22 protein-coding genes and 2 tRNA genes are annotated in these 26,318 nt (G+C 40.2%); 14 read left to right on the top strand and 10 right to left on the bottom strand.

Going from position 1 to position 26,318, the window contains the following annotated elements; genetic code table 11:
• Nucleotides 1–351: 351 nt before the first annotated feature.
• Nucleotides 352–1,539: an alpha/beta hydrolase gene (locus H1R81_RS00120; protein WP_229251030.1), complete on the top strand. Its 1,188-nt coding sequence runs from the start codon at nt 352–354 to the stop codon at nt 1,537–1,539.
• A gap of 76 nt (nt 1,540–1,615) precedes the next feature.
• On the top strand, nt 1,616–2,992 hold the full coding sequence (locus H1R81_RS00115; protein ID WP_181838635.1) for a glycoside hydrolase family 30 beta sandwich domain-containing protein: 1,377 nt from the start codon (nt 1,616–1,618) through the stop codon (nt 2,990–2,992).
• Between the two features lie 317 nt (nt 2,993–3,309).
• On the opposite strand, the gene H1R81_RS00110 is transcribed toward H1R81_RS00115, so the two are convergent.
• Nucleotides 3,310–4,821, bottom strand: a complete 1,512-nt coding sequence (locus H1R81_RS00110) for a sulfatase (protein ID WP_181838634.1) — start codon at nt 4,819–4,821, stop codon at nt 3,310–3,312.
• Nucleotides 4,822–5,078: 257 nt separating this feature from the next.
• On the opposite strand from H1R81_RS00110, the gene H1R81_RS00105 reads away from it, so the two are divergent.
• The 4 genes from H1R81_RS00105 (at nt 5,079) to H1R81_RS00090 (ending at nt 9,092) form a co-directional block, all read left to right on the top strand.
• A complete protein-coding gene (locus H1R81_RS00105; RefSeq protein WP_181838633.1) occupies nt 5,079–5,510 on the top strand; it encodes a hypothetical protein in 432 nt (143 codons plus the stop codon).
• Between the two features lie 37 nt (nt 5,511–5,547).
• On the top strand, nt 5,548–7,575 hold the full coding sequence (locus tag H1R81_RS00100; protein WP_181838632.1) for a glycoside hydrolase family 127 protein: 2,028 nt from the start codon (nt 5,548–5,550) through the stop codon (nt 7,573–7,575).
• Nucleotides 7,576–7,674: 99 nt separating this feature from the next.
• Complete coding sequence (locus H1R81_RS00095; RefSeq protein WP_181838631.1) at nt 7,675–8,292, top strand: hypothetical protein; 618 nt, start codon at nt 7,675–7,677, stop codon at nt 8,290–8,292.
• 197 nt (nt 8,293–8,489) lie between these two features.
• Nucleotides 8,490–9,092: a histidine kinase gene (locus H1R81_RS00090; protein WP_181838630.1), complete on the top strand. Its 603-nt coding sequence runs from the start codon at nt 8,490–8,492 to the stop codon at nt 9,090–9,092.
• A 39-nt stretch (nt 9,093–9,131) separates the two neighbouring features.
• On the opposite strand, the gene H1R81_RS00085 is transcribed toward H1R81_RS00090, so the two are convergent.
• From H1R81_RS00085 to H1R81_RS00075, 3 genes are read right to left on the bottom strand one after another with little or no spacing between them, the layout of a single operon-like run.
• Nucleotides 9,132–10,715 carry a ThuA domain-containing protein gene (locus H1R81_RS00085; protein WP_181838629.1) on the bottom strand — a complete coding sequence of 528 codons (1,584 nt, stop codon included), beginning with the start codon at nt 10,713–10,715 and terminating at the stop codon, nt 9,132–9,134.
• Between the two features lie 50 nt (nt 10,716–10,765).
• Complete coding sequence (miaA, locus tag H1R81_RS00080) at nt 10,766–11,701, bottom strand: tRNA (adenosine(37)-N6)-dimethylallyltransferase MiaA (RefSeq protein ID WP_181838628.1); 936 nt, start codon at nt 11,699–11,701, stop codon at nt 10,766–10,768.
• The gene (locus H1R81_RS00075) at nt 11,702–12,580 is read right to left on the bottom strand and encodes a hypothetical protein (protein WP_181838627.1); all 879 of its coding nucleotides are present in this window, start codon (nt 12,578–12,580) and stop codon (nt 11,702–11,704) included.
• A gap of 107 nt (nt 12,581–12,687) precedes the next feature.
• On the opposite strand from H1R81_RS00075, the gene H1R81_RS00070 reads away from it, so the two are divergent.
• Nucleotides 12,688–13,389: a hypothetical protein gene (locus H1R81_RS00070; protein ID WP_181838626.1), complete on the top strand. Its 702-nt coding sequence runs from the start codon at nt 12,688–12,690 to the stop codon at nt 13,387–13,389.
• Between the two features lie 71 nt (nt 13,390–13,460).
• Here the strand turns inward: H1R81_RS00070 and H1R81_RS00065 are convergent, their stop codons facing one another.
• The 3 genes from H1R81_RS00065 to H1R81_RS00055 all read right to left on the bottom strand — a co-directional run bounded on the left by H1R81_RS00065 (nt 13,461) and on the right by H1R81_RS00055 (nt 17,025).
• Nucleotides 13,461–16,241: a glycoside hydrolase family 2 protein gene (locus H1R81_RS00065; protein WP_181838625.1), complete on the bottom strand. Its 2,781-nt coding sequence runs from the start codon at nt 16,239–16,241 to the stop codon at nt 13,461–13,463.
• 65 nt (nt 16,242–16,306) lie between these two features.
• Nucleotides 16,307–16,882: a helix-turn-helix domain-containing protein gene (locus H1R81_RS00060; RefSeq protein ID WP_181838624.1), complete on the bottom strand. Its 576-nt coding sequence runs from the start codon at nt 16,880–16,882 to the stop codon at nt 16,307–16,309.
• On the bottom strand, nt 16,864–17,025 hold the full coding sequence (locus H1R81_RS00055; protein ID WP_181838623.1) for a hypothetical protein: 162 nt from the start codon (nt 17,023–17,025) through the stop codon (nt 16,864–16,866). The genes H1R81_RS00060 and H1R81_RS00055 overlap by 19 nt, the downstream gene beginning before the upstream one ends.
• Before the next feature lie 512 nt (nt 17,026–17,537).
• Here H1R81_RS00055 and H1R81_RS00050 point away from each other — a divergent pair.
• The 3 genes from H1R81_RS00050 to H1R81_RS00040 all read left to right on the top strand — a co-directional run bounded on the left by H1R81_RS00050 (nt 17,538) and on the right by H1R81_RS00040 (nt 21,143).
• Nucleotides 17,538–19,982 (top strand): TonB-dependent receptor domain-containing protein, encoded by a 2,445-nt coding sequence (locus H1R81_RS00050; protein WP_181838622.1) that lies wholly within the window; start codon nt 17,538–17,540, stop codon nt 19,980–19,982.
• A gap of 179 nt (nt 19,983–20,161) precedes the next feature.
• Complete coding sequence (locus H1R81_RS00045) at nt 20,162–20,668, top strand: hypothetical protein (RefSeq protein WP_181838621.1); 507 nt, start codon at nt 20,162–20,164, stop codon at nt 20,666–20,668.
• A 67-nt stretch (nt 20,669–20,735) separates the two neighbouring features.
• A complete protein-coding gene (locus tag H1R81_RS00040) occupies nt 20,736–21,143 on the top strand; it encodes a MaoC family dehydratase (protein ID WP_181838620.1) in 408 nt (135 codons plus the stop codon).
• 59 nt (nt 21,144–21,202) lie between these two features.
• On the opposite strand, the gene H1R81_RS00035 is transcribed toward H1R81_RS00040, so the two are convergent.
• Together H1R81_RS00035 and H1R81_RS00030 are read right to left on the bottom strand one after the other, a co-directional pair.
• The gene (locus H1R81_RS00035) at nt 21,203–21,379 is read right to left on the bottom strand and encodes a histone H1 (RefSeq protein ID WP_130023089.1); all 177 of its coding nucleotides are present in this window, start codon (nt 21,377–21,379) and stop codon (nt 21,203–21,205) included.
• Nucleotides 21,380–21,612: 233 nt separating this feature from the next.
• The gene (locus H1R81_RS00030) at nt 21,613–22,875 is read right to left on the bottom strand and encodes a pyridoxal phosphate-dependent aminotransferase family protein (RefSeq protein ID WP_181838619.1); all 1,263 of its coding nucleotides are present in this window, start codon (nt 22,873–22,875) and stop codon (nt 21,613–21,615) included.
• A gap of 242 nt (nt 22,876–23,117) precedes the next feature.
• On the opposite strand from H1R81_RS00030, the gene accC reads away from it, so the two are divergent.
• The 4 genes from accC to H1R81_RS00010 all read left to right on the top strand — a co-directional run bounded on the left by accC (nt 23,118) and on the right by H1R81_RS00010 (nt 25,730).
• The gene (gene accC, locus H1R81_RS00025) at nt 23,118–24,626 is read left to right on the top strand and encodes an acetyl-CoA carboxylase biotin carboxylase subunit (RefSeq protein WP_181838618.1); all 1,509 of its coding nucleotides are present in this window, start codon (nt 23,118–23,120) and stop codon (nt 24,624–24,626) included.
• An 18-nt stretch (nt 24,627–24,644) separates the two neighbouring features.
• On the top strand, nt 24,645–25,391 hold the full coding sequence (locus H1R81_RS00020) for an energy transducer TonB (protein ID WP_181838617.1): 747 nt from the start codon (nt 24,645–24,647) through the stop codon (nt 25,389–25,391).
• Between the two features lie 88 nt (nt 25,392–25,479).
• A tRNA-Ser gene (locus H1R81_RS00015) sits at nt 25,480–25,567 on the top strand.
• A gap of 89 nt (nt 25,568–25,656) precedes the next feature.
• Nucleotides 25,657–25,730: transfer RNA gene (locus H1R81_RS00010), tRNA-Pro, on the top strand.
• A gap of 239 nt (nt 25,731–25,969) precedes the next feature.
• Here the strand turns inward: H1R81_RS00010 and H1R81_RS00005 are convergent.
• On the bottom strand, nt 25,970–26,318 hold a 349-nt coding region (locus tag H1R81_RS00005; protein ID WP_181838616.1), incomplete at its 5' end, for a transposase.

The following is a 26,318-nucleotide window of genomic DNA, read 5'->3' as shown; positions in this document are numbered from 1 at the left end:
TTTGCTATACTTTGTTGCATTTTGCAGATGTAGCTGCTGGCTACATCTGCAAAATGCGCCCGCAGCGGCGGACCGCTCGTCTATCAAAAAAATCTGTCCTTTTCGGTCAGAAAAACAAAATTTCAATATGCTCTTATAGGCTGAATTAAGTTTGTCAAAAATAGGAAATAAATATTAAAAAAGAAATAGTGATTCTTTCCTATAAAATGCCTTTTCTCAACCGATCTATTCAGTTAAAGATGGCTTTGTTTTGTACTTCTTAAGTACAATCTTAGTTGAGAATCATTTACCCATTTTGTTCTTGCTTTTGGTTTATATAGATTTGTATAAACACATTTCAAGAGACCACCTATGATGAAGAAACTTAAGTTTTGCCTGGTTATGCTTTTTTTAATGATAAAAGGCTATGGACAAAATGAAGATGCGAAAATATCACCCTATACGCTGCCAGAGGTTTTAAAAACACTTGATGGAAAAACGGTAAACAAAATATCGGATTGGGAGAAAAAAAGAAGACCTGAACTATTGACCTTGTTTGAAAACAATATTTACGGGCAAATGCCGAAAAGCTATGACCATATCAGCTATAAAGTGGTGAATGAGGCAGCTAATGCTATGGACGGGAAGGCTCACCTGAAAGAAGTGGATATTATGGTAGAAAGAGCCGATAAATCCGTTACGATTCATCTGATACTATTTACGCCTAATGCCTCTAAAAAAAGCTCCCCTGTATTTTTATTGATTAATAATCGGGGGAAAGAGAATACAGACCCTACCAGAAAGGTAAAGAGCGAGTTCTGGCCTGCTGAAATGGTCATAGAGGGGGGTTATGCCATTGCTGCTTTTCATGTAAGCGATGCTGCTCCAGACAATAAAGAAACTTATCAGAATGGTGTTTTGCAGCTATATCCTGAACAATTAACAGTTGATAACGGGATGAAAGCTATTGGTGCCTGGGCATGGGCTGCCAGTCGGGTGATGGATTATTTTAAAACTGATGCAGCAATAGATTTCGGTAAGGTAAGTATAGTTGGTCATTCTCGTGGCGGAAAGGCTGCTTTATGGGCAGGTGCGCAGGATCAGCGTTTTGCTATGGTGTTTTCCAATTGTTCGGGTAATACAGGGGCTGCTTTAGCAAGAAGACAATATAAACCTGCCGAAACAATCAAGGCTATCAATACTACTTTCCCTCACTGGTTCAACAACAACTATAAGCAATTCAATGACAATGTTAATGCCTTACCTGTAGACCAGCATATGCTGATTTCGTTAATTGCTCCAAGACCTGTCTACACTACTTCCGCCACAGAAGATTTATGGGCTGACCCAGTGGGGTCGTATCTATCCATTAGTGAAGCGCAAAAGGTCTATACTTTGTATGGAAAAAAATCAGGACTAAGCCCTGACCCTCCGCCTGCAAATACACCCATTATCCGCTCAATTTCAGGTTATCATAACAGAGAAGGTATTCATAACATGACTGCCTACGACTGGGGCAATTTTATTCGTTTTGCTGATTTCCATTATTTTCATCATTAGAAATGAGTAGGAATAAATGCCTTTCTCAAAATTAAAATATACATTATCTTGCCAACCCAATACAAAACCTCAATCTATGAAAAAAACTTTAACCTTTCTGCTCTGCTTTGTGGCTACACTTGTAAAAGCGCAACAGGCAGAACTATGGCTTACCAATGCCGATAAATCGGCTTTATTACAAAAGCAAAATGAGTCGTTGCGTTTCGGCAATGAAAAGACTGACGGCCCCACTATCTTTGTGGATGATACCAAACGTTTTCAGACTATGGATGGCTTTGGCTTTACGCTTACAGGTGGTAGTGCCACATTGATTAATCAGCTAAAGGCTGCTGAAAAAGCGGAGCTATTAAAAGAATTATTTGCTACTGACCAGAACAATATCGGTGTCAGTTATTTAAGAGTGAGTATCGGTGCCTCGGATCTGAGCGACCATGTATTCACTTATAATGACCTTGCCAATGGTGAAACTGACCCGAATATGCAGAAATTCAGCCTGATAGAAGAACAAAAAGACCTGATACCTGTATTGAAACAAATTCTGAAAATTAATCCGGCAATCAAAATCTTAGGCTCACCCTGGACACCCCCGGTCTGGATGAAAACCAATGGTAATTCTAAAGGTGGTAGTCTGAAACCGGAATTTTATCAGGCTTATGCTAAATATCTGGTCAGGTATATTCAGGATATGCAAAAAGAGGGGATTCGTATTGATGCTATTACGATTCAGAATGAGCCTTTGCACCCAGGCAATAATCCAAGCCTGTTGATGCTACCAAGTGAGCAAGCCGCATTTATCAAAACAAACCTCGGCCCGGCTTTCAAAGCGGCAGCCATCAAAACCAAAATTATTTTATATGACCACAATGCAGACCGCCCGGATTATCCTATCCGTGTATTGAATGATGCGGAAGCACGTAAATATATAGATGGTTCGGCCTTTCATTTGTACGGGGGTAGTATTGAAGCCCTAACGGAAGTTCATGAGGCACACCCTGATAAAAACCTCTATTTTACCGAACAATGGATTGGTGCACCGGGCAATTTTGCCGGAGATTTGAAATGGCATGTAAAAAACCTGATTATTGGCGCGCCACGAAACTGGTCTAAGAACGTATTGGAATGGAATTTAGCTGCCGACCCTAAACAAAACCCGCATACTGATGGTGGTTGTACCGAATGTCTGGGAGCGATAACTATTGGTAACTCTATTATCAGGAATCCGGCTTATTATATTGTAGCTCACGCATCTAAATTTGCTCGTCCGGGTTCGGTTCGTATTTCTTCAAACACTACGCTAAGTCTGGCGAATGTGGCTTTTAAAACACCAGCCGGAAAAACTGTACTGATTGTGCTAAACGAATCTAACAAGCCTCAAGTATTTACTATATCGAGTAAAGGTAAAACATTGAGCCAATCGCTTAATGGTGGTTCTGTTGCTACTTATATCTGGTAATTATTGCCAGACAATGAAGGGAGTGTCTAAAAAGGTTTTTACGCCAAATAATATTTGGAAAAGACCCCATCCCAACCCTTCCCCAACAATGGGGAAGGGCTAAAAAGTCCCTCTCCCCACAGTTGGGGAGAGGGATTTAGGGTGTGGGCGGACGCCGCGCGGGTTGAGATTAGCCAAATAATATTTTGCGACTCTGGACTTTTTAGACACCCCCTTTTATTATGGTACATACAGTAGTCTTGCAGAGAATCTGAATGTACGTTATACCCTAATCCAAGGTTAAATAATTTAATTATGTCTTTAACAAACACATAAAATCAATAAGTTCCTCTATATATATGGTCTCCTCTTTTGTTAGAAATACGTTTCAACGGGATCTGCATACCTTTGGTATCTTCTAACCAACTCCAAACCTCTTCTCTTAAATTTTTAGCTATCGTCTGGTGTTCAGGGCTTCTGATAAGGTTATTCACTTCTAACGGGTCGTTTTTCAAATCATATAATTCGTTAGCATCCCAGACTCCATGATTAAAAATATATTTGTAGCGGTCGGTTCTGACAGCAAACATGGTCGGTGTCTGCGGGAAATCATACTCCCAGTAATACTCATAAAAGGCTTTGTCTTTCCAGTCTATTTTCTGTCCTTTCAGAATCGGCAGGAACGATTTCCCCTGCATCTGTACGGGTGTAGGTATGCCTGCGTAATTCAGGATGGTAGGTGCAATATCTATGTTCTGAATCACTTCTGACACCTTTGAATTGGCCTTAATAATATCGGGGCAACGAATAATTAATGGTACCCGCATAGATTCTTCGTAGGCATGGCGTTTGTCTATCAGACCATGTTCGCCAAAACTGAAGCCATTATCACCCATATAAATCACTAAAGTATTTTCGGCTTGTCCATTATCTTCCAGCCACTTTAAAATTCTGCCAATGCTATCATCCACTCCTCTGAGGGTTTCGGCATACTGCCGATAGAAATCATTGAACTGGATTTGTCCATGATACAGATAATCAACCCCATGCCAGCTGTATCGCTGGTTTTTTACCCATTGAGGCATATCTTTCATATTCGGGTTCATGGGTGGTTGGGTGGGGTTGTGTGCAGGCATTGCACCAAAAATCTTACTGGTATCAGACTTTGTCAGATACATTGATTCAGGATAAACCAAGGCATCTTTAAAAGTGCCTTTGTGCCGTTTGGCAGGTTTAAATTCAGCATGAACGCCTTTATGTGACAGATACATGCAAAAAGGCTTGTTTTTATCTAAAGAGTTAAGCCATTGTTCGGCATAATCAGTCAACAAATCTGATATATAACTGCTGTCTTTATGAGCGACCTGCTTGCCATTAATATTGAAAGTAGGGTTATAATATACTCCTTGCCCTTTGAAACTTAACCAATAATTGAAACCCGGCTGAGGGGCATCATCGGTATTTCCCATGTGCCATTTACCCAGAAAAGCAGTACTATACCCGGCTTTTTGCAAGTATTGCGGAAAGAATTTTAACCCCTTTGGCAAAGGAGCCTGATTGTCGACTATTGTGTGTGTATGTGCATACTGCCCAGTGAGAATACTGGCTCTACTCGGTGAACAAAGCGATGTGCTCACAAAGGCGTTCTGAATATGTGCTCCTTCATGGGCAATCCTATCCATATTAGGCGTTTGCAGACCCGGTACTTTATTCATAAAGCCCATGAAATCATAACGATGGTCGTCAGACAAAATAAAAATGATATTTTTTGGTTTTGCCGCAGGTGGGTTTTTGCCTTTCCAGCCGCATAAAAACAGTACAAAGGCGAAGAGTAAAAGTTTTATTTTCATTGGATCAAAGGTTGAATGTTGTAGCTACAAATATTCAGAAAAAACGGCATCTTGCCAAACAAGGCTCAGTGTAATTGTTCTTTTAGCAGATATTCCGGCTTTTATTGCTGATATTTGGTTATCTTTAGTGGCTGAACATCTGGTTCATTTGCAGGTTATATTTTAAGGGTGACTAAACGGGGGTTCAATTCCCGGCGAGGTCACTTGTGAACGGGTTTAAATAAAAACCTCAAAAAATAAAGCTATCTCCTACAACTATGAAAACAAAATTGTTAATCTTATTATCGGTGTTTGCGATTTCAACTGCTTCGGGACAGAGTTCGCAACAAAACTCTGAAAAAGAATCTGAGAAAATGAAAATTCCGGCCTGTACAGTTTCAGGAGTGAATTTTTCGAGGGGTGATACGATCACTATCGGGCAGCCCTCAACTGCGAATCAAAAATTCTCTTTCATACACAGACGTTTTGGAGTTTTTGAGGGAATACGTGAATTGGAAAAATTCAGATTGAGTGTTGAATGGTCGAATAGACTGGTGCTTATCAACGAAACCTATATTCTAACAGAAGGGCTTAATAAAGTTTGTTATGCAGAGTTTAAGGTCGGAAATGATTTTCGTGGCTGGATAACTTTAGACAATGCTATCAAAACAAAAGAAATAGTAAGACTAAATAGTACAGACCTTAATTAAAACCTAATTCAACTATCCTAAACTATCAGTATTTTTTATGAAAAGCACCCTAATTACCATCATCCTTAGTTTTACCTTTATTCTGTCGATTGCGCAGTTTCAGAAAGATTATCCTTATAGTGGTGTGCCATTTACGAAAGTAAAACTAAATGATAATTTCTGGTTGCCTAAACTCGAAATCAACCGAACAGTTACTATTCCGTGGTCGTTTCAGAAATCAAAAGAGACAGGACGAATTAAAAACTTTGAACAGGCTGTTGCACATACAGGTAAGTTATGTACGACTTATCCTTTTGATGATTCTGATGTTTATAAAATTATTGAAGGTGCGGCTTATTCGCTTCATGTAAAATACGATGCTAAATTAGATAGCTATCTTGATTCATTGATTACGCTCATTGGTAAGGCGCAAGAGCCTGATGGCTATTTATACACTACGCGCACTATGGGTGATACAGGCCACCCCTGGATTGGCAAAGAACGCTACGAAAAGGAACATGAGCTAAGCCATGAATTATATAATATGGGGCATTTCTACGAGGCGGCATCAGCCCACTATTTGGCCACAGGTAAAAAGAATATGCTCAATATTGCGCTCAAAAATGCTGACCACTTGCTGACAGTTTTCGGACCGGGCAAAAAGGCTGTTGCTCCGGGGCATCAGGTGATAGAAATCGGTCTTGTGAAGTTGTACAGAATCACAGGAAAGAAAGAATATCTTGATTTATCGAAATTCTTTATTGATTGCCGTGGGAAACGTACCTATGAAAAGAAAACAGGCGATAAAGAAGCGACAGTATGGCAAACAGGTGCTTACTGGCAAGATAATATTCCGGTTGTACAACAAACCGAAGCCGTAGGGCACTCTGTAAGGGCGGGATACCTGTATGCCGGAATGGCTGATGTGGCTTCTCTCACCAATAATTTAGCGTACCTGAATGCCATTACCAAAATATGGGATAATGCCTTTACAAAGAAAACCTATATAACAGGCGGGCTTGGACAAGCAGGTAACTGGGAAGGCTTCGGGCCAGACTATGAACTATCAAATCATAGTGCCTATTGTGAAACCTGTGCCGCTATTGCCAGTGTTTACTGGAACCACCGTATGTTTATGATGTATGGAGACTCTAAATACATTGATATTTTAGAACGCACGCTTTATAATGGTTTGATTAGCGGAATTGGCCTTGATGGCAAGAGTTTCAACTATGAAAACCCAATGGAATATACTGTTAAAAATGGCAAACTGACTGGAGAGAATAAACGCTCACCCTGGTTTACCTGTTCGTGTTGCCCTACAAATATCTGTCGTTTTATGCCTTCTATACCTGGCTATATTTATGCGCAAAACGACAATCGGGTTTATGTCAATCTCTTTATAAGTAATACCACTACTCTTGAAGTTGCTCCTAAAGAAAATGTAACGATTACCCAAGCGACTAATTATCCGTGGGAGGGCAATATCAAAATCAATGTTGAGCCACAGAACAAAAAAGGCTTGCAATATGCGATGTATGTGCGTATTCCAGGTTGGGCAAAGAATCAGGCATTCCCAACGGATTTATATGCTTATAAAGGCTTATTGGTAAAAGAGGTTTCAGTAAAAGTAAACGGTCAGCCTTTAGAAATGAAATTAGATAATGGCTACGTAGCCATTGACCGCCTATGGAAAAAAGGCGATGTAATAGAATTAGATTTACCGATGGAGGTTCGCCAGACCATTGCCAACGCCAAAGTAAGAGACGATATAGGCAAAATTGCTATTGAATACGGCCCGATTGTGTACTGCGCCGAATTTGCGGATAACAACGACCGTACCTCAAACCTGATAGTACCCGAAAAGCAGCAGTTTCAGACCAGTTTCCAACCTGATTTACTGAATGGGGTAATGACTCTGAAAGGTACTGCCAATGCTATTAATATTTTAGATGATTTTTCGGTTAATACCACTACTCAACCTTTGGTACTTATTCCCTACTATGCCCGCTCGAATCGTGGGCAGGGAGAAATGCGGGTGTGGTTTCCGACTAAAATCAAGAATCTGGAGATTTTGACGGAGTGATTTGTCTTATGCAGAGACGTAATGGTTCGCGCAGCAAACTGTTATGTCTCTACCAGTACCGAACGGAATTGCTTATGACTAATCAAAAAAAACACTTCTATGAAAATAACTTTCTCTCTTTTGCTGCTGATACTTCTCAGCTTAAATTCTTATAGCCAGACTGAACTAAAAAACACCATTGGTCTATCAGGAGGTTTTACTTTATTCGGTACAGGAGATATAAAAGGCTATCATTTCACACCGAAATATGAACGGCAATTAACTAATCGGATAGCGTTTCAGTCGCAATTAAGTTTTGCCAGTGCACAAAAGCAAAGTAGTGCTCAAGATTTTGGTGTAGCCAATAATCCCTATACCATATCTTTTCTGCAAAGTAGTTCGCAAAAGCTTAATGTGGGGTTTCTGGTTGGCATTTTTAAACGTGAATCACATTTCTGGGGTATCAATGCATCTGTAGGGTCGGTTAGAGCCACTCAGTTCAGATATGGAGGATTCAGGATTAATCCTATGAAAAATCCACCTGTCGGATTAGAGTATATCCCAGACCCTCCATACTTCCGAAGAAGTCTTTCGATGGGTTTTAGTGGAGGGCTCGAATACCGATATAGTATTTCAAAACACTTTAAATTAGGTATGGAAGCAGCCTATCAGCAATATTACAGAGATACTGAAGCCAGAGTTAATTTTGGAGCTTATTATAGTTTTCATCGGTTTTGAGTAACAATATCTATTTTAAGCTTTTAGCTATCAATCCAGTTTAGCTGACTGATAGCTATTTTTTTAAAATCTCACGCCTCCCCCAAATACCTGCCAAAAACTACCAGATACAGGATGAAATCCCCCAAATACTAAATGTCCCTTTACACCGTATGGCCATTTGAATAGTTTTGTGTAAAGCCGAAACAACCATCGCTATGATTTTTTTTTATCCCACTCTTTTGTTAGTGCTCATGAATGTGTTTTTGTATGTAGCAATGGGGTTGTTGTTGCTGGTTAGTTTCTTGTGGAGTCTGACAAATTATCTGAAACAAAAAAGAGAGTCGCACATTGTAGCCAAGATACGGGAATTAGAGAATGTTATGGGGAATCCGCAGTTTTTATACAGCAATCTTAATTCGATCAAGCAGTATGTATTATTGCATAGCCCGATGGAAGCAGCCCAGTACCTGACAGAATTCAGTAATTTACTGAGGTCTATCTCTACTAATTCCAAACAAAAGAATATCTCTCTTGCACAGGAAATAGAAACTGTTATTCTATTTCTTGAATTAGAGAAGAAACGTTTAGGAGAGCGAATGGAGTTTTTTCAGGAAATAGAAACCAATCTTAATACAGAAACCATACAGGTTAAACCTTTATTTGTATTCAAACAGATTGAGGAGCTGATACAACGACAAAGTGATTATGCAAGCATGAAGATTCACTTGCTGGTGAAAAATGTAGGTGAAAAACTGAATTGCCGTACCGAAGGTGCAATGCCCAATACAACTTTTATTATTGAGATTCCAACTAAATAGCCGTGAACCAATCACCCTTTCTTCTGCTGGGGAGGGTGATTATCTTTTTCTGCCCTTTACAGGCGGTTTTATAACCTGAATTTCCAATCCGGTTTCTGTTGTTTCTCCGTTGGTATCACTTACTTTCAGTTTCACCTGATAAGTTCCGGATTTAGAAAAAGTAAATTCAGGATTGGCTTCTGTTGACTGATTCACCCCGTCAAAATTCCATTCAAAACTGATTTTATCATTTTTATCAAAATCAACCGAGCCTTCTGAAGAAAACTTCACTTTCAAAGGGGCATTCCCGGTCAGTACATCAGCTGATGCAATGGCAATAGGCTTACGGTTTCCTTCTGCGTAATCTACTTTTTTCAGCTGATTATCTTCCAAGAAATACAGGTTACCATCCGGCCCAAAAGCTAAATCCCTGATAAAATCAAACCTCATATCTGTCAGAAATGGCTCAATATTTTTCACATTTCCATCTTCATCAAGGGTTTCCAATATCATCCCTTGCTCATTATCATATCTGAAAGTTTTTTTATCGAAGTACTTTGGTAATCGATACGGGCTTCTGGTATAACGCTCAAAATCATATATGGCATTTTTTGCTAATGGGTTGGTCGACTGACTTGTAAAATCTGTCATTGCAATGGTGGTATCTCCTACCAGTTGCATCCTGCCTATTTTATAGCCTTCGGGTGCTGTTTCAGCAAAAGTATAGATGTAGCCATTCTGATAAAACTCGGGATCAAGCCTGATGGCCTGTAGTCCGGGTACTTCTATTTTTCCGATCAGCCGGGTTTTTCTCTTTTGCACTTCATACATTTTTACATTTCCCTCTTCTTCTACTACCAATACATTCTCGTTTCGCATAGTTGCCAATGCAACGGGTTTCTGTAGATTGTCTGCCAGTATAATCTTTAAGAAATTCTTTTCGTCAGGCAGGGTTGTGCCAGCAATTCTCACATAGTCTGGTAGTGTCTTTGCCGATACCTCTTCTATACCTGACCAGAGATGATTAATAAAATCAGGGTTTTTGTAGGCAGAAGGCTCACAACCGAGAGCGGTATAAAATAATTTCCCTCCTTCGTCTGTGGTATAATACCATGCCCAGGTTTTGCCCGTAACATCTAATAATACAGGCTTGCAACGAATTGGCAGGCTATTAAAAACCAAAGGTTTATCGCTCATTTTCCAGAGTGGCGGAAGTGCCGTTTTACCTATGCTTGCATTTGTTATAAGACTTAACTGAACAGGATTTTCTAATTGGGTTTTGGCTAAGCTCCCGCCTAAAATATTTTCATACCACAACCATTTATAAGAAGCGTCAGCAGCTTTCCCATTTCCTACAAAGCCGCCTCCGGCCTGAATAAATCTTTGCAGTTCGGCTGCCTGTCTGAAGCTCAAACGGTTGGCTGAGGTATTCAGAAAGACAATGGCATTATAGTTTTTAAGGGTATTTTCATTGAATCGGGCCGGATTGGAAGTAGTGTCTATACCTATTTTTTTTGTGGAGGCTGTTTCGAGTAATTCGTTTAATTCTGTTTTATCAGATACATCATAAAATACCAGTACCTTTTGCCCGAAAGTAAAGCAGGACATTAAACAAAGTAATGGTATGGCTATCAGTTTTTTCATCAGTATCCAAATTGTTTATTCTACAAAAATAACCAAGAATCTGTGTTTTTCTATACATTTTCACCGGCAATCTGGCGGTTTATCTTACTAATAAGGTTTTCTGGGCTATCCATACCATCAAGCCAGTGAATTATCAGGTCTTTTTTTTCCATGCTTCTGAAAAAGGTCATCTGGCGTTTGGCAAACTGATGAATAGCTACTTCTAATCTTTTTACCATTTCATCATGGGTTAATTGACCTAACAGGTACTCTGTAATAAACTTATATTCCAAACCGTAAAAAATCAGTTTTTCAGGGCTGATTCCTTGGTTCAGAAGTGCTTGTACTTCTTCAATCATGCCTTCTTTCAGGCGTTTATTCAAGCGTCCGGTGATTCTCTCTCTACGAATTTCTGTTGGAATAGCTATACCAAAAATCAAAGCTTTGTAAGGGTCTGTTACCTGATAAGCCTGCGGATTATCCTTCATAAACCGGGCAATTTCAATAGCTCTTATTAACCGCTTTCTGGTGGAAGTATCAGCTTCTGGATAAAATGAATGGTATTGCTGTTGAAACTGATTTAGCAATTCTTCATACGATTTTTCTTTTATAGTTTCTCTTAAAACAGCATCAACCGGTATCTGGGTATGCTGATAATTTTTTAGCACTGCCTCAATGTACATACCTGTTCCCCCGCATAAAATGGGTATTTTACCCCTGTTTATTATATTCTGATAAGCCTGTTTAAAATCTCTCTGAAAACGGGCTACATGGTATTCGTCTCCTGCTTCTACTATATCAATTAAATGATACGGAATTTTTTGTCCTGAAACGTGTTCATACTCTTCGTAATCCTTACCCGTTCCGATATTCATTCCTTTATACACCTGGCGGCTATCAGCACTTATTATTTCTCCTCCGATTTCTGTGGCTAATGCAACAGCCAGTTTTGTTTTGCCGGATGCCGTTGGGCCGAGTATCACTATCAGCGTTTGTTGTTCTTCCATTTAACTTTGCTTTAACTTCAACAGATACTTCCAACTGCCTGCGTTCCATACCTGTTTATCAATCCTTTCGCCTTCCTGTCCTTTCCAGATTCTTTCAAAATGGGTATTTAAACTGAATGATTGAGGGGGTGTGAGTTCTACACGCTCAAAGCCTAATTTTTCATAGCTTGCACCATCTGACCAATCGGCATCGGCATAAGTCATAATATCATCGGGGGTTTGTTCTCTGATAAAAGCCTGTAACAATTTATCCAAACCACCCACCACTGTAAAGCCTTTCAGGTTTGCAAAACGAATCAACTCGAAACTTCTGTAAGAAATACCTTGCCGAATGAATGTTCTGGCGGTACTGAAAGAGGCTACTGCCATAAGCATTTCTTCACTTTGTTCAAGTTGTTCACTTAATGCTTTTGTGAAGGTGTTCTTCTCATTGGTTATCACTCTGAAATACCGCTTTGGTAGATACAACCCATATTTGAACTTCGCGCCAGCCAGAACCTGTAAGTGGTTTTCTGTCATAAACTTATTTAAGGTGGGTTTATCAATCCGTCTGCTTTGGGTAAGCCTTGCCGGGATAGTAGCAGATTTACCTAAAACAGATAGTAATCTTGATTTAACTATGGCCTGATTTGTAAGCCAGGTATCTTCCCACAAATGAATAATCCGAATGCCTATCCGGGTAAATGCCAAACTCAAATCCTGAAAAAATGTTCCGTTTTTTATCTCAGATTCTAACGAGATGCAATGAAATACTGTCTTTTTGTCAGCCACATAAATATACGTAAACGGAGATTTCGGAAAGGCATCAAAATTGTATAGGAATGTAATATTACTATATTGTTGAATAAAGGTTGATATTTCGTTGATAAATCGTTTCAAAAAATTAATTAATTTTTAACGGTTTCTTTCAATTTTTTTGTTATTGTTGACGTTTATTTAGTATAATCAATATTAAAAACCGCTAAGAACTATAAAACTGTTTTCTTATGAAGACTATGCGTTTTTTTATCTGGATGTTCGGATTTGTTTCACTCTCACTTTCAGCTTTTAGTCAAACATCCCGTGCATATCTGTTACAAGAGGCCGATGAATATTTTAAAGCCGGTCGTTATTGGGACGCATTTTTCCGTTACCGTGAATGTGCGAAATTACCTGAATTTGAGTCAGAAAGCAAAATTTCTGAACAGGTCACTAATTCGTCTCATGCGATGTACCTTACGCAAAAATTCAAGGATTATAACGCCATGCGTAAGTATGAGCCTGCGAAAACCAATCTGATTGAGCTCATCAGTATGAACCCTAATGACCCTAATCGTGGCGAGTTGCCCAAGATTACATTGGCGCAAGGAGCTGAATTACAACGTTTAGCCTGGAGACAAAATACACCACAGGCTACGGCAGATATGCTTAAAAGAGCGATTATGTTCTACCATCAGGCTATCAGAGAGGGTTTGATGGACGAATCGATTGCTGTAACTATCAAGCAATGTGAGGCTTCTATTAAAGATACCGGTGTACCTGACAATGCCCCTATAATGGCATCAGACCCGGCACAGAACAGCAAAACTACTGTTACCTCTGCACAAAGTCTGGCTCCGGTGGCAAGCCCAAGAAAAGCCTCTGCTACTCCTCCGACGGTGATTATTTTACCAAGTGAGCAGGGTAGTTCAACTACAAAAGAGAATTAATCCGCTTAGTATATAAAGTAAAAGAAACGGGCATGCAAACACTCCGGTGCATGCCCGTTTTTATTTTATACCTATTTCAATACAAATGCCAGAGTCGGGTTTAGGGGATAACGCCCGAATTTATCTCCGTAGATGGCCAGGCCGCCATTCATGCTTTCGGGCACTTCCAGTCTTACGATTATCTCACCTGTTTTCTTTGCTTGTTCGATGGCTTTCTGAGGGATATTCACTCCTAACCGATAGCCGTACGAACCTGCTTCACGTAGTTTTTTATCTTTCAGCTGGTTGTGCCAAGATAATACACCCCGGTGGTCTGATGGGTCGTCTTGTAAATCGTAGCGTCCGGCAAAAGTACCATTTACACTCACTGAAACCGAACTTGGGAATTTCTTTGTGTCAGTCATGGCGTAGGCATTCGGGTTTTGTACCGGGTCTGCAATTGCACCAAGCATATAGTTTTCGTTGCCTTTCAGTTTTTTATCCATGTCTTTGGCAAAAAGTTGCTTTGCCCCTGCTTCTACTACAAAAGCTATGTTCTCTACATTATTTAAGTCAATTCCTGATGGCACTTTAAACGCATATTCAAAATAGCCATTGCCTGCTCCGTTTACTTTCAGTCCATCCAGTACATTCCATTGTTTGGCCGACCATTTAGCACTTTTGAAGTTTTTGGCATCGACACTCACCAGTTTAGCCTTTTTGCCTGATAGCATGACAATCTCGGTTGGTGCCGGTGCGTCTACAATAAAGTTCATTACATTGTGGTGTAGCTCATTACCTGCGTTGTCGACCAGCACTAATGACATCGTTACCACAGCTTTCTCATTAGGCATCTTTACCTCCAACGACGGTAACTCTTTTTGTAACCAGGGTTGGTAATCAATGATACGCTCTGTGCTGCTCCAGGTTTTTTCCTGCCCTAAAGCGTCATAACCGTAAAGATTTACTTTCAGTGTCAGTTTTTTACCGACATCGGTTCTGTCGGTCATAAACGACGCATAAAGCGGTACAGTAACGACCTCGTCCGGCACGACAGTTTTTGAAATCTCGTTGCCTGTTGAGATATAAAATGGTGCATGAAAATCTTTGAGGCTCATGCCTTTTACCATATCCTGCACGCCGAGGTCTTTTTCACTCCGGTCGAAACGTACATAGCCGTTCCACTCGTTGATTACATCGTGGTGCTCTGTATATAACCAACCGGCAATTTTCGGGTATTTTCTGAAAGTGTTAATCATGCGGTGATAATCCCAGCTCCAGTCGCAGTCGCCTGTGCTACCTTCGTAGCCCCACACGTTTCCACATTCAGAGTTGATATTGGGTACATCGGTTTGTTTATAGCCCTTTTCGTAATGGAAATCACTGCCCACAAAGGTTTTCTCGTCAATCATTTTCAGGTGGTTTTCCCATTCCCACCCGGGCAGGTACTCATGCCATGAGTTAATATCGGTTTCGGTATGCCCTGCCCCGCAACAAATAGAGTTATCTTCTACCAGACGTGTAGCATCTAATGATTTCGCCAACCGATACACCGAAGCTACCCATTTTTGTGTTTCCGGTGTATAGATATTTTCAACCTTGCCGTTTACCTCTTTTTTGGTACGTAACCCCCAGGTTTCGTTAAAGGTAATCCATGAGAAAATTGCCGGGTGGTTATAATCTCGCTTGATCATTTCTTTCAGCGTATATTCTGATTCCTGCTGCGCATTTTTATCAGGCTCTCCCCAGCTGTTCGGCAGATCTGACATCACCAGTACACCCAGTTTATCAGCCCAGTATAATTTACGGGGTACATCTACTTTAATGTGCGTACGGATACCATTCAGACCAATGTTGCGGGCTATCAGAATCTCATTCTTCATGAACTCATCAGTCGGGAAAGTATAGAATCCCTCCGGATGATACGACTGGTCAAGTGCCAATTGCATATACACAGGCTTGTTGTTCAGGGCTATGTATTTATAATTAGTACCAGGCAGATTCACAGTCGAAATCTTGCGCATGCCGAAATAGGATTTTACCTCGTCATCTCCCACAATAACAGTTGCATTATAAAGATGTGGGTCTTCTAAAGTCCATAAGCGAGCAGAAGGAATATCTTGAGTAAACGAATATTCAGTTTGCCCTTTAGGGAAAGTCATTGAAATAGCTGTACTATCAGGACTTTCAAAATAAAACCCCATATCAATATCTTTTGGCGCGGGTTTGGCCAGATAAACTGTCACTTTCACTTCCGATTTATCAATATCAGGTGTAAAATGAACCGCATCGATATAGTTTTGTCCGCGAGCTTCCAGATAAATCGTTTGCCATAAACCACGGGCATTGCCGTAGCCTTGTTTGCCATATAAAGTAAAATCGCGGCGTTTGTCGTCTACTCTGATTACCAGATTTTGTTTTGCTCCATATTTTAAATTGGTCAGTTCAAATGAAAACGGTGTATAACCCCCTTTGTGGCTGCCTAAGAGTTTTCCATCCAGCCATACGGTTGTTTCCCAATCGGAAGCACCAATGGTGACAAATATTCTTTTACCTTTCCATGCCGGATTTACTGTGATTGTTTTCTTATACCAGGCTATATCGGCTTCATCTTTTACGCCCGATAACGGCGAACCCCACGGGAATGGCACACTGATGGTTTTAGTGAAAGGCTTGGCGGAAGAATGCCATTTCTGGGTGATACCCACATCTTTTTTATCAAATTCAAAATCCCAGTTGCCATTCAGATTCTGCCAGTCGGCTCTTTCAAAATCAGGACGTGGATGCTCGGGTAAAGGAATTGTTTCCTGTGCCGAGAGATTAAAAATCAGGAGATAACAGAGTAGGTAAACTAATTTTTTCGAATGGGTCATATGGTGCATACAATTTACAGGTGAATAGTTTTGAAGGGCTAAGATAGTGAACTTGTTTAATTTTATCAATCGTTGCGCCCATCGTTGGGTAACTCAAATATGGTAACTACGTTTAGTTTTTCACCTCCTGAGGTGTGATCGACATCCCGTTTGTCGCGCCACAGTTCGGGCTGACGGTTTTTGAGCCAGAATATCTGCGCCTTTGTGTCTGGTATAATTTCCTTTGTTGTTACTCTGATTTTCTGATAACCATCGTTATCCTGATTCAAAAAGGTTCCCACCATATTGGTAACCTTTTCTGAACTGGTAACCTTTTCGGATTCCGTATTAGTAGCTGATGCTCTGACAGACTCTGATACTACCTGCTGGCAAGTATAGCCAATTGCTCTTTTGAACAGGCTGCCGGCTACCTGTACATCGGCCAGTTCTTTTCCTCTTCTGACAGATTCCTGAAAACCCGGATACTTCTTCATCCATTTTTTTACGGTAGTAGACGATACCCCGAAAAACCGGGCGAGGGTTTGGTTGGTTGCCCCTAACAGGCAGTAGTTGTAGGCTTGCTCGTCGTAGTCGGGTGTATAGTCGGTGATACCCCTACCCCCTTTGTTGTGTTGAAGCTCATTCATTCTTTCTTCGTCCATTGCTGTAGTTGTTGTGTGAATCCGGTAAATTTCAGGCTTTGGGTTGGGTTTTCAAAGCGTTTCAGGAGGTTTTTCGTAGAATCGAACTGTTGGTGGATAAGAGGATTATTTTCTGGCAGGGACGCAATGCATTGCTTCTCCACCAAAAACGGGTACTGGTTAATGTCTTGCCAATTCCTTACTATAAATAAGGTTTCGACCCATTATACTTTTCTTAGTTTAATGGTTTATTTTATTATTTATTTCTTTGTTTAATTATACTGGCAATGCTTTGTATTGTGCTTTGCCATTGCTTTGATTAGTGCTTTAACCTTGCTTCGATTAGTGCTTTCGCCTTGCTTCGACTGGTGCTTTAGCAATTTCTGATAGAGCACTTCTTATAAATAAAGAATTGCCTTGTAACTTTTTTTCATTGAGGGCATCTAATGGCTTGTATTCGGTATCAAATTATACAAGAAAATAATTTACATATTACCTTGCATTACAAAGTACCTTTTTATATATTTGCGCTGTCGTAGATTAAAATCACTATACCGTATCACTTATAAAGGTTTCTTCACTGCATGAATTAAAAGGTCATGCGTGAAAAATTTTAAGGGCATTTTGCCCTGATGGAAAACTATTGCTTTTTAAATACAAAAAAGAATAAAAACACATGAAAAAGCTCTTACTTTCTTGTATGCTTGCTTTGGCAGGCTTGCTGCTCTCCGCTTATGCTCACGCGCAATCAGCCGTAAAAGGCCAGCAGATTATTGGCGTTCTTGTCGATTCGGTATCACAGAAAAATCCTGATTTTATTACTGTTGCGCTCATGAAAGACAAAAATGTATCTGTAAAAGTAGATTATTCTAAAGCGGACGGCTCATTCAGATTTGTCGGATTGAAACCTTATAAATATTATCTTGTGATATCGGGAGTAGGATTTAAGGGAAAAACATTGGTAGCTGATTTGTCTGATTCAACCAAAACTACGCTTGATTTAGGTAAAATTTTGATTACTGAAGAAGCCCTTGGATTGAAAGAAGTAAAAGTGAGTGCCACCAAACAAATTGTAAAACAAGAGGTTGACCGTATTTCTTACGATACTCAGGCCGACCCCGAAAGCAAGGTATTCAGTGTGCTGGATATGATGAGAAAAGTACCGTATCTTTCGCTCGATGCCGAAGATAATATACAACTGAAAGGCAATACTGACTTCAGGATATTGATTAATGGCAAGCCCTCAAGCATGGTTGAACGGAGCTATAAAGATATATTGAGAAGTATGCCTGCATCCTCTATCCAACGGATTGAGGTTATCACGACGCCACCATCCAAATATGATGCTGAAGGACTCTCAGGTATTATTAATATTATTACCAACAAGAATGTGACTAATGGCTATAATGGCAGTTTAAATCTGAGTGAACGTTTTCCTGTAGGCGGGCCTGGTATCGGGGGGTCGCTTTCTGCTAAAATAGGCAAATGGGGGCTTTCGGCTTTTGGTGGGGGTAATATCTATAATAATCCTCAGACTGCTACCATTATCACCCGGAATACTTTTGGTGAATATTCAACCCTACTCGACCAGCGCGGCTTCAACCAATCAGAAAGTAAAAGTGGCTATCTGGGATTGGAGCTTAGTTATGAAGTGGATAGTCTGAACCTGATTTCCGGGCAATTTAACGTTAACGGAAACAGGAACGATGCTACCAGCAGCCAGAGTTCAGACCTGACAAAAGGAAGTGAAATCCTGCAACGCTATTACCTTAATAATAGAGGCAATGGTAACGGTAAGGGCTTTGATGCCGCCCTGAATTATCAGTTGGGTTTCAGGGCAGATAAAAACCGTTTGCTGACATTTTCTTACAGATACTATGGCTTTGACAACGGACAAGATAATGTGATTGGCATTTCGGAGCGTATCAACTATGATTTGCCTGATTACCGCCAGCTCAATGACCAACTGTTTTCAGAACATACCATACAGGTCGATTATGTGCATCCTGTCAAAAAACTGATGATAGAAGCCGGGATGAAAGGTATCCTGAGAGACAATAAGAGTAATTTTGAATATCGCACCTATAATTCTGATACAGATGCTTATCAGATTTTAGACGAGCTCAGCAATAAATTTTCTAATACGCAGAATATATACGGCATCTATAATACCTATCAATATAATTTCAAGAAATGGGGTGTAAAAGCGGGTGTCAGAGTGGAGCAAACCGTGCTGGATGCCGACTTTGCTACGACTAATACCAAAGTAAGCCAGAATTATTTTAATGTGATTCCTACGATTTCAATCAACCGGAAATTTAAAAAATCGGGTCTGAATTTTGGTTATACGCAGCGTATCAGAAGACCTGGTATTTATCAGCTCAATCCGTTTGTTGACCGCTCTAATCCAAGTTTTGAACGCACAGGTAACCCGAATCTGAAACCTTCTATTATGAATGATATTAATATAGGCTACAACTGGTCAGGTAAAAGTTCTTTCAGCCTTGGTGTAGGCCATATGTTTATTAAAGATATGTTTTTCCCTGTTATTGTGTATGACCCGGCTACCAAAATTACACGCTCGTCCTTTGGCAATGTGGGCAAGGCTAAATTATTACCTATGGTTATTGTCAATTTCAACTATCCGATTACAAAAAAATGGAACCTAAGCATCAACTCAAGAACGGCCTATGCCATGACAGAGGGCATTATTAATGATAAACTCATCAAAAATAAGGGGCTTATGTATGGGGCAAATCTTTCGTCGGGCTATAGATTAGAGAAAAACTGGCGTGTAAATGTGAATATCAATTATAATGGCCCGAATATTAATATTCAGGAAAAAACCAATCACTTTCTGGGCTACTCGGCCAGTGTGAATAAAGATGTAGTAAAAGATAAGTTATCGTTTTCGGCGTCTTTCAATAATCCCTTTAATAAATTCAGAAGAAATATCAGAAACTCTTTTGGCCCTGATTTTCTGCAATTCAGCGAGCAGAGAAATTATTTCAGATCATTCAACTTCAGCCTGAATTATAAATTTGGTAAACTCAAAGAATCAATCAAAAAGAACAAACGCGGTATCAGAAATGATGATGTACAAGGCGGAGAAAATAATTAGTCGTTAAACATACTATGAGGCGAACCAGAAACTACAAACTGGTTCGCCTTTTTTATTCAGGTAACTATATACCACTTGTGATAAAGTAAAATCAAGAAACATTCTGAATAATTAGAATGTTTTTTTGTTGTAAAGGGATTAATAACTATTTTTCGGGTGTAACCTTAATTAACTCCCCAATGAAAAAACTTTTTATTGCCATTCTATTTTCCTTTTTAAGCATTTTCGCCATGGCTCAACAGCAAATACCCAAAGGACAGCCTTTGCTTAAAGGGAATTATCAAACAACTGCTTATATAGATTCATCAAGCAAAACATTTGATGAAGTTTGGAGTAAAGTAGTTGACGTATTATCAGAAAATGGTATTTCAATAAAGATAATTGACAAAACAAGTGGAATTATTACTTCTGAAAATCATTCTTTTATAAACGTCTTTACTCTTGAAAAGGATGGAGCTCCAAAAGACCCTAATGCCTGGATAGTTGTCAGAGATGAAGGCATGGGAAGGATACAAACTGTATCAGGTAATTTTAATATAAGGATAAAAACAGTAAACGATAAGACCGTAATTAGTATCAAGCTAAATAACATTGAAGCTTTAAAATTCGGTGGAGGTATGAGGGTACCTTTTCCTGCTCAATCTACGGGTGTGTTTGAAAAGAAAATAGCCGAATTAGTGAAATAACAACTGTAGAAGATTTAAGTAGACTAATTCCTATATTTGCAAATCATTCCTTACAAAACCCATTCTTATGCTTTTAGAAATTGGAGATACCTACAAATACGAATTCCGCTTTTCGCAGGAAGATGTACAGAAATTTGCCGAAGTAACCGGAGATAAAAACCCTTTACATTTAGACCCTGAATATGCCGCTAAAACCCGTTTTAAACGTCCCATTATTCATGGACACCTGAGCAGTAGTGTTTTTACACGCATCCTCGGTATGGAGTTTCCGGGCGAAGGATCTGTCTATATGAAACAGGAGACTGAATATTTGTTCCCAATGTTTGTGGATACTGATTATGAAGTGGTGTTTACGGTAATGACTGTTGACCGTGAAAAACACATTGCCCAGATAACAGGCGAGGTGTTTATCAAGGGTACTTCACGCCGTACGATCAGAGGATTGGCGACGTTGATGCACCCCGAAAAAATATAGAGAGATAAGCTCGGAAACAGAGCTTATCTCTCTATAGCTAATCATAAACAAAAGTGGTTTTATTGACCATTTTTTATGGACTGTACTTCGGCTCTTGTTGCTTTAGCCCAGGCAGCCAGTTGTGCCATTCCGGCTCTAACTCTTGTGCCAGCAGCTTTGTTGCCTTTGTCATAAAATTTGTCAAAATCTCCTGCTAAAGAAGCAACAAGGTCACTGAGTTCTTTGTACTTGTTCATAGTAATTGTAACGGATTTGGTTAATGAATGAAATTATCTACTTAAATACGAAATAAACTACTTGCAAGTTAGACATATTGACAAAAATTACAAATTTTTCTACAAAAAATACCATCAAAAAACGCTGTTTTTTGTAAAAAAATGCAAAAAGTCAGGTTTATGCCTGACTTTTTAACGCCTATCTGTACTGAATGTTGTCTACAGCCCTTAAAAATGGCTTTTTTTGCTATAAATCAAGCTACTATCAACGGAGCGTATTCGCCTGCCTGCAACTTCGCCTGTACCTTCTCAAAGCAATCCATTGTGTATTCTACATCTTCTAATGTATGCGAAGCTGTAGGGATAATGCGTAGCATAATAACGCCCTTTGGTACTACCGGATAAATGATTACAGAGCAGAAAATACCCATGTTTTCTCTCAGGTCACGAATCAGATTTGTAACCGTTGGCAGGTCATAATTTCCGTGTAATAAAACCGGTGTAACAGGCGAAGTGGTATCACCGATATCAAACCCGCGCCTGCGGAAACCGTCTTGTAAAGCATGAACGATCGTCCACAATTGCTCTCTATATTCGGGGTGATTTCTGATGAGTTCCAGACGTTTCATGCCACCTAAAACATACGGCATTGGTAACGCCTTGGCATAGGTTTGTGAACGCATATTGTATTTCAGGAACATCACCACATCAGGGTCAGCGGCAATGAATGCCCCGATAGCCGCCATTGATTTGGCAAATGTACAGAAATGTAAATCTACTTCATCCTGCACACCAAAGTGCTCGGGAACACCTGCACCTGTAGCGCCCATCGTTCCGAAACCATGTGCATCATCTACCAGTAAACGGAAGCTATATTTTTTCTTTAATTCAACAATTTTATCCAGACTACCCACCTTGCCCGACATCCCGAATACGCCTTCGGTAATTACGAGTATTCCACCGCCTCTTTCTTCGGCCAGTTTGGTAGCTCTTATGAGGTTTTTCTCAAGGCTGTCCATATCATTATGCACATACTTGTAGTATTCACCTCCTTTGGCTTTGTGCAAACGGATACCATCTATGAGGCAGGCGTGGCTTTCGGCATCGTAGACAATCACGTCCCGACGGTCGACAATACACTCAATCACTGACATTACGCCCTGATAGCCATAATTTAATAAGAAAGAGTCTTTTTTGCCTACATAAGCTGCCAGTTCCTTTTCAAACGCCTCGTGGATTTCGGTATTACCTGTCATCATTCTCGCGCCCATCGGGTAGGCCAAACCGTATTGAGCGGTTGCTTCTGTATCTGCCTGACGTACTTCGGGGTGATTGGCCAGACCTAAATAGTTATTCAACGACCAGTTCAATACACGTTTGCCGTTAAATTCCATATAAGGCCCTAATTCGCCTGTGAGTCTTGGAAATGAGTAGTAGTGGTGAGAGTTAAGCAGTTTTGCTTGTGTACCGATATGCCCTAAATCGCTAATTGTTTTATCAAAAATATCTTTCGCCATTATGGTAAGAGGAAATGAAGGAACTTGTATTGTTCGTTGCCTGATTAATTAACAATAAAATGATGAAGAAATCTTCATTTTTTCAACAAAAGTATCAATATTTTGGATGGATAACAAGCAGTCAATAGCCGTGCCAGCCTATTTTATGAAAAATGTCCAAGATTTTTAATTAAATATTCAAAATTGAATCAGATTTTAATGTTACTTCGTAATCTGAAACAAACACCAGATAGCGTTTTTATATGCCGACCATCAAAAAAATTCTTGTAGCCAATAGGGGTGAAATTGCGCTTCGTGTGATGCGAACCGCCCGTGAAATGGGAATCAGTACAGTAGCCGTTTTTTCGGAAGCCGACCGGAATGCGCCGCACGTAAAATATGCCGACGAAGCCGTGTGCATTGGTCCGCCCCCCTCTAAAGAATCTTATCTGTTAGGCGATAAAATCATAGCAGTAGCGCAAAGTCTGGGCGTTGACGCCATTCATCCTGGGTATGGATTCCTTTCTGAGAATGCTGGTTTTTCAAAGGCAGTAAAAGAGGCGGGGCTAATCTTTATCGGCCCATCACCTGAATCGATTGAAATTATGGGCGATAAATTGTCGTCTAAACATGCCGTAGCTTCTTATAATATACCAATGGTACCTGGCACGCCTGATGCCATTACCGACCGTGTGGCAGCTAAAGCGAAAGCAGCCGAAATCGGCTATCCGATTCTGATAAAAGCCAGTGCCGGAGGAGGTGGAAAAGGGATGCGCGTAGTAGAAAGAGAAGAAGAGTTTGACGAACAAATGGACAGAGCCGTGGGTGAGGCTATCTCGGCCTTTGGCAATGGCTCGTGTTTCATTGAAAAATATATTACCAAGCCCAAGCATATAGAAATACAGGTAATGGGCGACCAGCACGGCAATGTGGTCTATCTCTTCGAGCGTGAATGTTCTATCCAGCGCCGCCACCAGAAGGTAATTGAGGAAGCGCCGTCGTCAGTCTTAACCCCGGCAATCAGAGAAGCGATGGGGATTTGCGCCGTAAATGTGGCAAAGGCTTGTAATTATTATGGAGCCGGAACAGTAGAGTTTATTGTAGACGAAAATCTGGATTTTTATTTTCTGGAAATGAATACCCGCTTGCAGGTAGAGCACCCCGTGACGGAATTAATTACAGGAGTTGATTTAGTGAAAGAAATGATTCATGTGGCAGAGGGTAAGCCTTTGAGTATGAAACAGGAGGATTTACAGATCAAAGGTCACTCGATTGAAGTGCGTGTCTGTGCTGAAGACCCTGCCAATAATTTCCTGCCTAATGTGGGCACATTACAAACTTATGTGCGCCCGCAAGGGAATGGGGTGCGTGTAGACGATGGGATTGAAGAGGGCATGGAGATTCCGATTTATTATGACCCGATGATAGCCAAGCTCATCAGCTATGGCGATACCCGCACAGAGGCCATAGAAAAGATGATTCGTGCCATTGATGAATTCAAGATAACGGGCGTAGCTACTACGCTGCCCTTCTGCAAATTTGCGCTACGACACGAAGCCTTTGTGAGTGGTAATTTTGATACGCGTTTTGTAAGTCTTTATTTTACACCGGAAGTATTAGAAGAAGAGGCTGATAAAACCGAACTGGAAATAGTAGCCGTATTAGCTGCTGAATTAATGAAGCATAAAAACAAACCTAAAGTGGCTGATAATGGTAGTGCTTTGGTGAATAATGTTAGTCAGTGGCGGAAGAATAGAGCGAAATTGAGATAATGAAATAAGTATGTGACTATGAAAAGATTGATTACTGTTGCGCTGATGCTTGGCGCATTGACTGCTGTAGGACAGGAATTAAAGAAAGTGGTTAAAAAGCATTCGTCTAACCCCTTTACAAACGAAAGAGAAGAATACGAGGTATTATCGGATGATAAAAAGGTGAGGCATGGATTATATAAAAAATGGGTAAATGATAAATTGACAGAGGAGGGTTATTATAAAAATAACAAGAAAGACAGTATCTGGACACGCTACTCCGGTCAAACCATTCTGAATATCGGAAATTATGCCAATGACGAGAAAGTGGGTATATGGGAGTATTATATAAACGCTATTGAACTCGAACAGGAATATGACTTTACTAAGAAAGCCCTTGTGTCTTTTAAACCTCCGAGGAAAAACATCATTTATCAGATAATCAACGATAAGGATACCCTATTTGCTCCACTTAGCCGTCCACCTTTGATTATCGGCGGTCAATATGCATATCTGGAAAAAGTTGCCAAAAATCTCCGGTATCCTATTGAAGCCATGAGAAATAATATCAGTGGTACTGTATTTGTTCGTTTTATGATTGATGAAACTGGTAAAACCTCAGATTTTAAGGTAGTCAATACACGAAACAAGAGTCTGGATAGGGAAGCTCTAAGAGTTGTAAAATTAATTGATGACTGGTTACCTGCAATCAAGGATGGTAAGCCTGTAAAAGTGATTCATGTAGTGCCTATTATATTTGCAAAAGATGGAATTGTGAATCGTTGAAAGAATTTAGAAAAAAAATCAAGAAAAAACGGGTCGCTTTTTTGATAAAACAAAATGAGCCTTTATATTTGCAGTCCCAAACGGGAAAGGAGAGGTGCCTGAGTGGCCGAAAGGAGCAGTTTGCTAAACTGTCGTACGTCTAAAGCGTACCGCGGGTTCGAATCCCGCCCTCTCCGCGAGATGTGTAGAATTTTTTAAAAATAAATTTTTGATTTAGAAATAAAATTTTCTACCTTTGCACTCTCAAATTTTTAGATACCGCCCTCGGGGTGTAGCGTAGCCCGGTATCGCGTCTGCTTTGGGAGCAGAAGGTCGTCAGTTCGAATCTGGCCACCCCGACACAAAGACCCTCTTAGAAGTAATTCTGAGAGGGTTTTTGGCTTTTATAATGAAAAAATATTGCTATCGCGTCTGCTTTGAGAGCGGAAGGTCGTCAACGGTCGGCCGCCCTGTTCGAATCTGGCTACCCCGACTAAAAAGCCCTCTTGAAGAAATTCGGGAGGGCTTTTTTGGCTGATTAATGGGTCAATTTTGTTAGTAATTTTGGATCAAGTCTAAAACCTGTGGGGTAGGTATATCTAAGCATAGATTTGCGTAAGTCTATATAAAAAGAAAGGGATATTCTTCACACCTCTGAATTGACTTCTAAATGCTTTAATCTTAGCATTAAAAGATTCAGCCGAAGCATTGGTACTTCTGTTCTCAAAGAAGTTGACAATCGTTCTATAATGATTCTGGATTGACCTGGCTACTGTATTGAACGATTTAAAACCTGCCTGCCTTACTTTCTCATGCCATTTAGCCAGCCTTGTTAAGCCATACAGTTTGTCATTGGTATTTTCAAAGATATAGGAAAGACTCATTGTTAAGTCATAAGCCTGCTTAATATCTGGATATAATTCGAATAGTAACGTAGCTCTTTGCTTC

It is taken from the genome of Emticicia sp. BO119 (assembly GCF_013912375.1).
GTDB lineage: Bacteria > Bacteroidota > Bacteroidia > Cytophagales > Spirosomataceae > Emticicia.
The sequence above is the reverse complement of the archived record's forward strand: the minus strand, read 5'-3'. Positions and strand labels throughout refer to the sequence as shown.

Bases quoted from the DNA above. Each gene is read 5' to 3' on its own strand.
- H1R81_RS00120 (WP_229251030.1), top strand. From the start codon at position 352: ATGATGAAGAAACTTAAGTTTTGCCTGGTTATGCTTTTTTTAATGATA.
- H1R81_RS00085 (WP_181838629.1), bottom strand. From the start codon at position 10,715: ATGAAAAAACTGATAGCCATACCATTACTTTGTTTAATGTCCTGCTTT.
- H1R81_RS00090 (WP_181838630.1), top strand. From the start codon at position 8,490: ATGATTTTTTTTTATCCCACTCTTTTGTTAGTGCTCATGAATGTGTTT.
- H1R81_RS00105 (WP_181838633.1), top strand. From the start codon at position 5,079: ATGAAAACAAAATTGTTAATCTTATTATCGGTGTTTGCGATTTCAACT.
- H1R81_RS00065 (WP_181838625.1), bottom strand. From the start codon at position 16,241: ATGACCCATTCGAAAAAATTAGTTTACCTACTCTGTTATCTCCTGATT.
- H1R81_RS00050 (WP_181838622.1), top strand. From the start codon at position 17,538: ATGAAAAAGCTCTTACTTTCTTGTATGCTTGCTTTGGCAGGCTTGCTG.
- H1R81_RS00040 (WP_181838620.1), top strand. From the start codon at position 20,736: ATGCTTTTAGAAATTGGAGATACCTACAAATACGAATTCCGCTTTTCG.
- H1R81_RS00060 (WP_181838624.1), bottom strand. From the start codon at position 16,882: ATGGACGAAGAAAGAATGAATGAGCTTCAACACAACAAAGGGGGTAGG.
- H1R81_RS00100 (WP_181838632.1), top strand. From the start codon at position 5,548: ATGAAAAGCACCCTAATTACCATCATCCTTAGTTTTACCTTTATTCTG.
- H1R81_RS00110 (WP_181838634.1), bottom strand. From the start codon at position 4,821: ATGAAAATAAAACTTTTACTCTTCGCCTTTGTACTGTTTTTATGCGGC.
- accC (WP_181838618.1), top strand. From the start codon at position 23,118: ATGCCGACCATCAAAAAAATTCTTGTAGCCAATAGGGGTGAAATTGCG.
- H1R81_RS00070 (WP_181838626.1), top strand. From the start codon at position 12,688: ATGAAGACTATGCGTTTTTTTATCTGGATGTTCGGATTTGTTTCACTC.
- H1R81_RS00115 (WP_181838635.1), top strand. From the start codon at position 1,616: ATGAAAAAAACTTTAACCTTTCTGCTCTGCTTTGTGGCTACACTTGTA.
- H1R81_RS00095 (WP_181838631.1), top strand. From the start codon at position 7,675: ATGAAAATAACTTTCTCTCTTTTGCTGCTGATACTTCTCAGCTTAAAT.
- miaA (WP_181838628.1), bottom strand. From the start codon at position 11,701: ATGGAAGAACAACAAACGCTGATAGTGATACTCGGCCCAACGGCATCC.
- H1R81_RS00030 (WP_181838619.1), bottom strand. From the start codon at position 22,875: ATGGCGAAAGATATTTTTGATAAAACAATTAGCGATTTAGGGCATATC.
- H1R81_RS00035 (WP_130023089.1), bottom strand. From the start codon at position 21,379: ATGAACAAGTACAAAGAACTCAGTGACCTTGTTGCTTCTTTAGCAGGA.
- H1R81_RS00020 (WP_181838617.1), top strand. From the start codon at position 24,645: ATGAAAAGATTGATTACTGTTGCGCTGATGCTTGGCGCATTGACTGCT.
- H1R81_RS00045 (WP_181838621.1), top strand. From the start codon at position 20,162: ATGAAAAAACTTTTTATTGCCATTCTATTTTCCTTTTTAAGCATTTTC.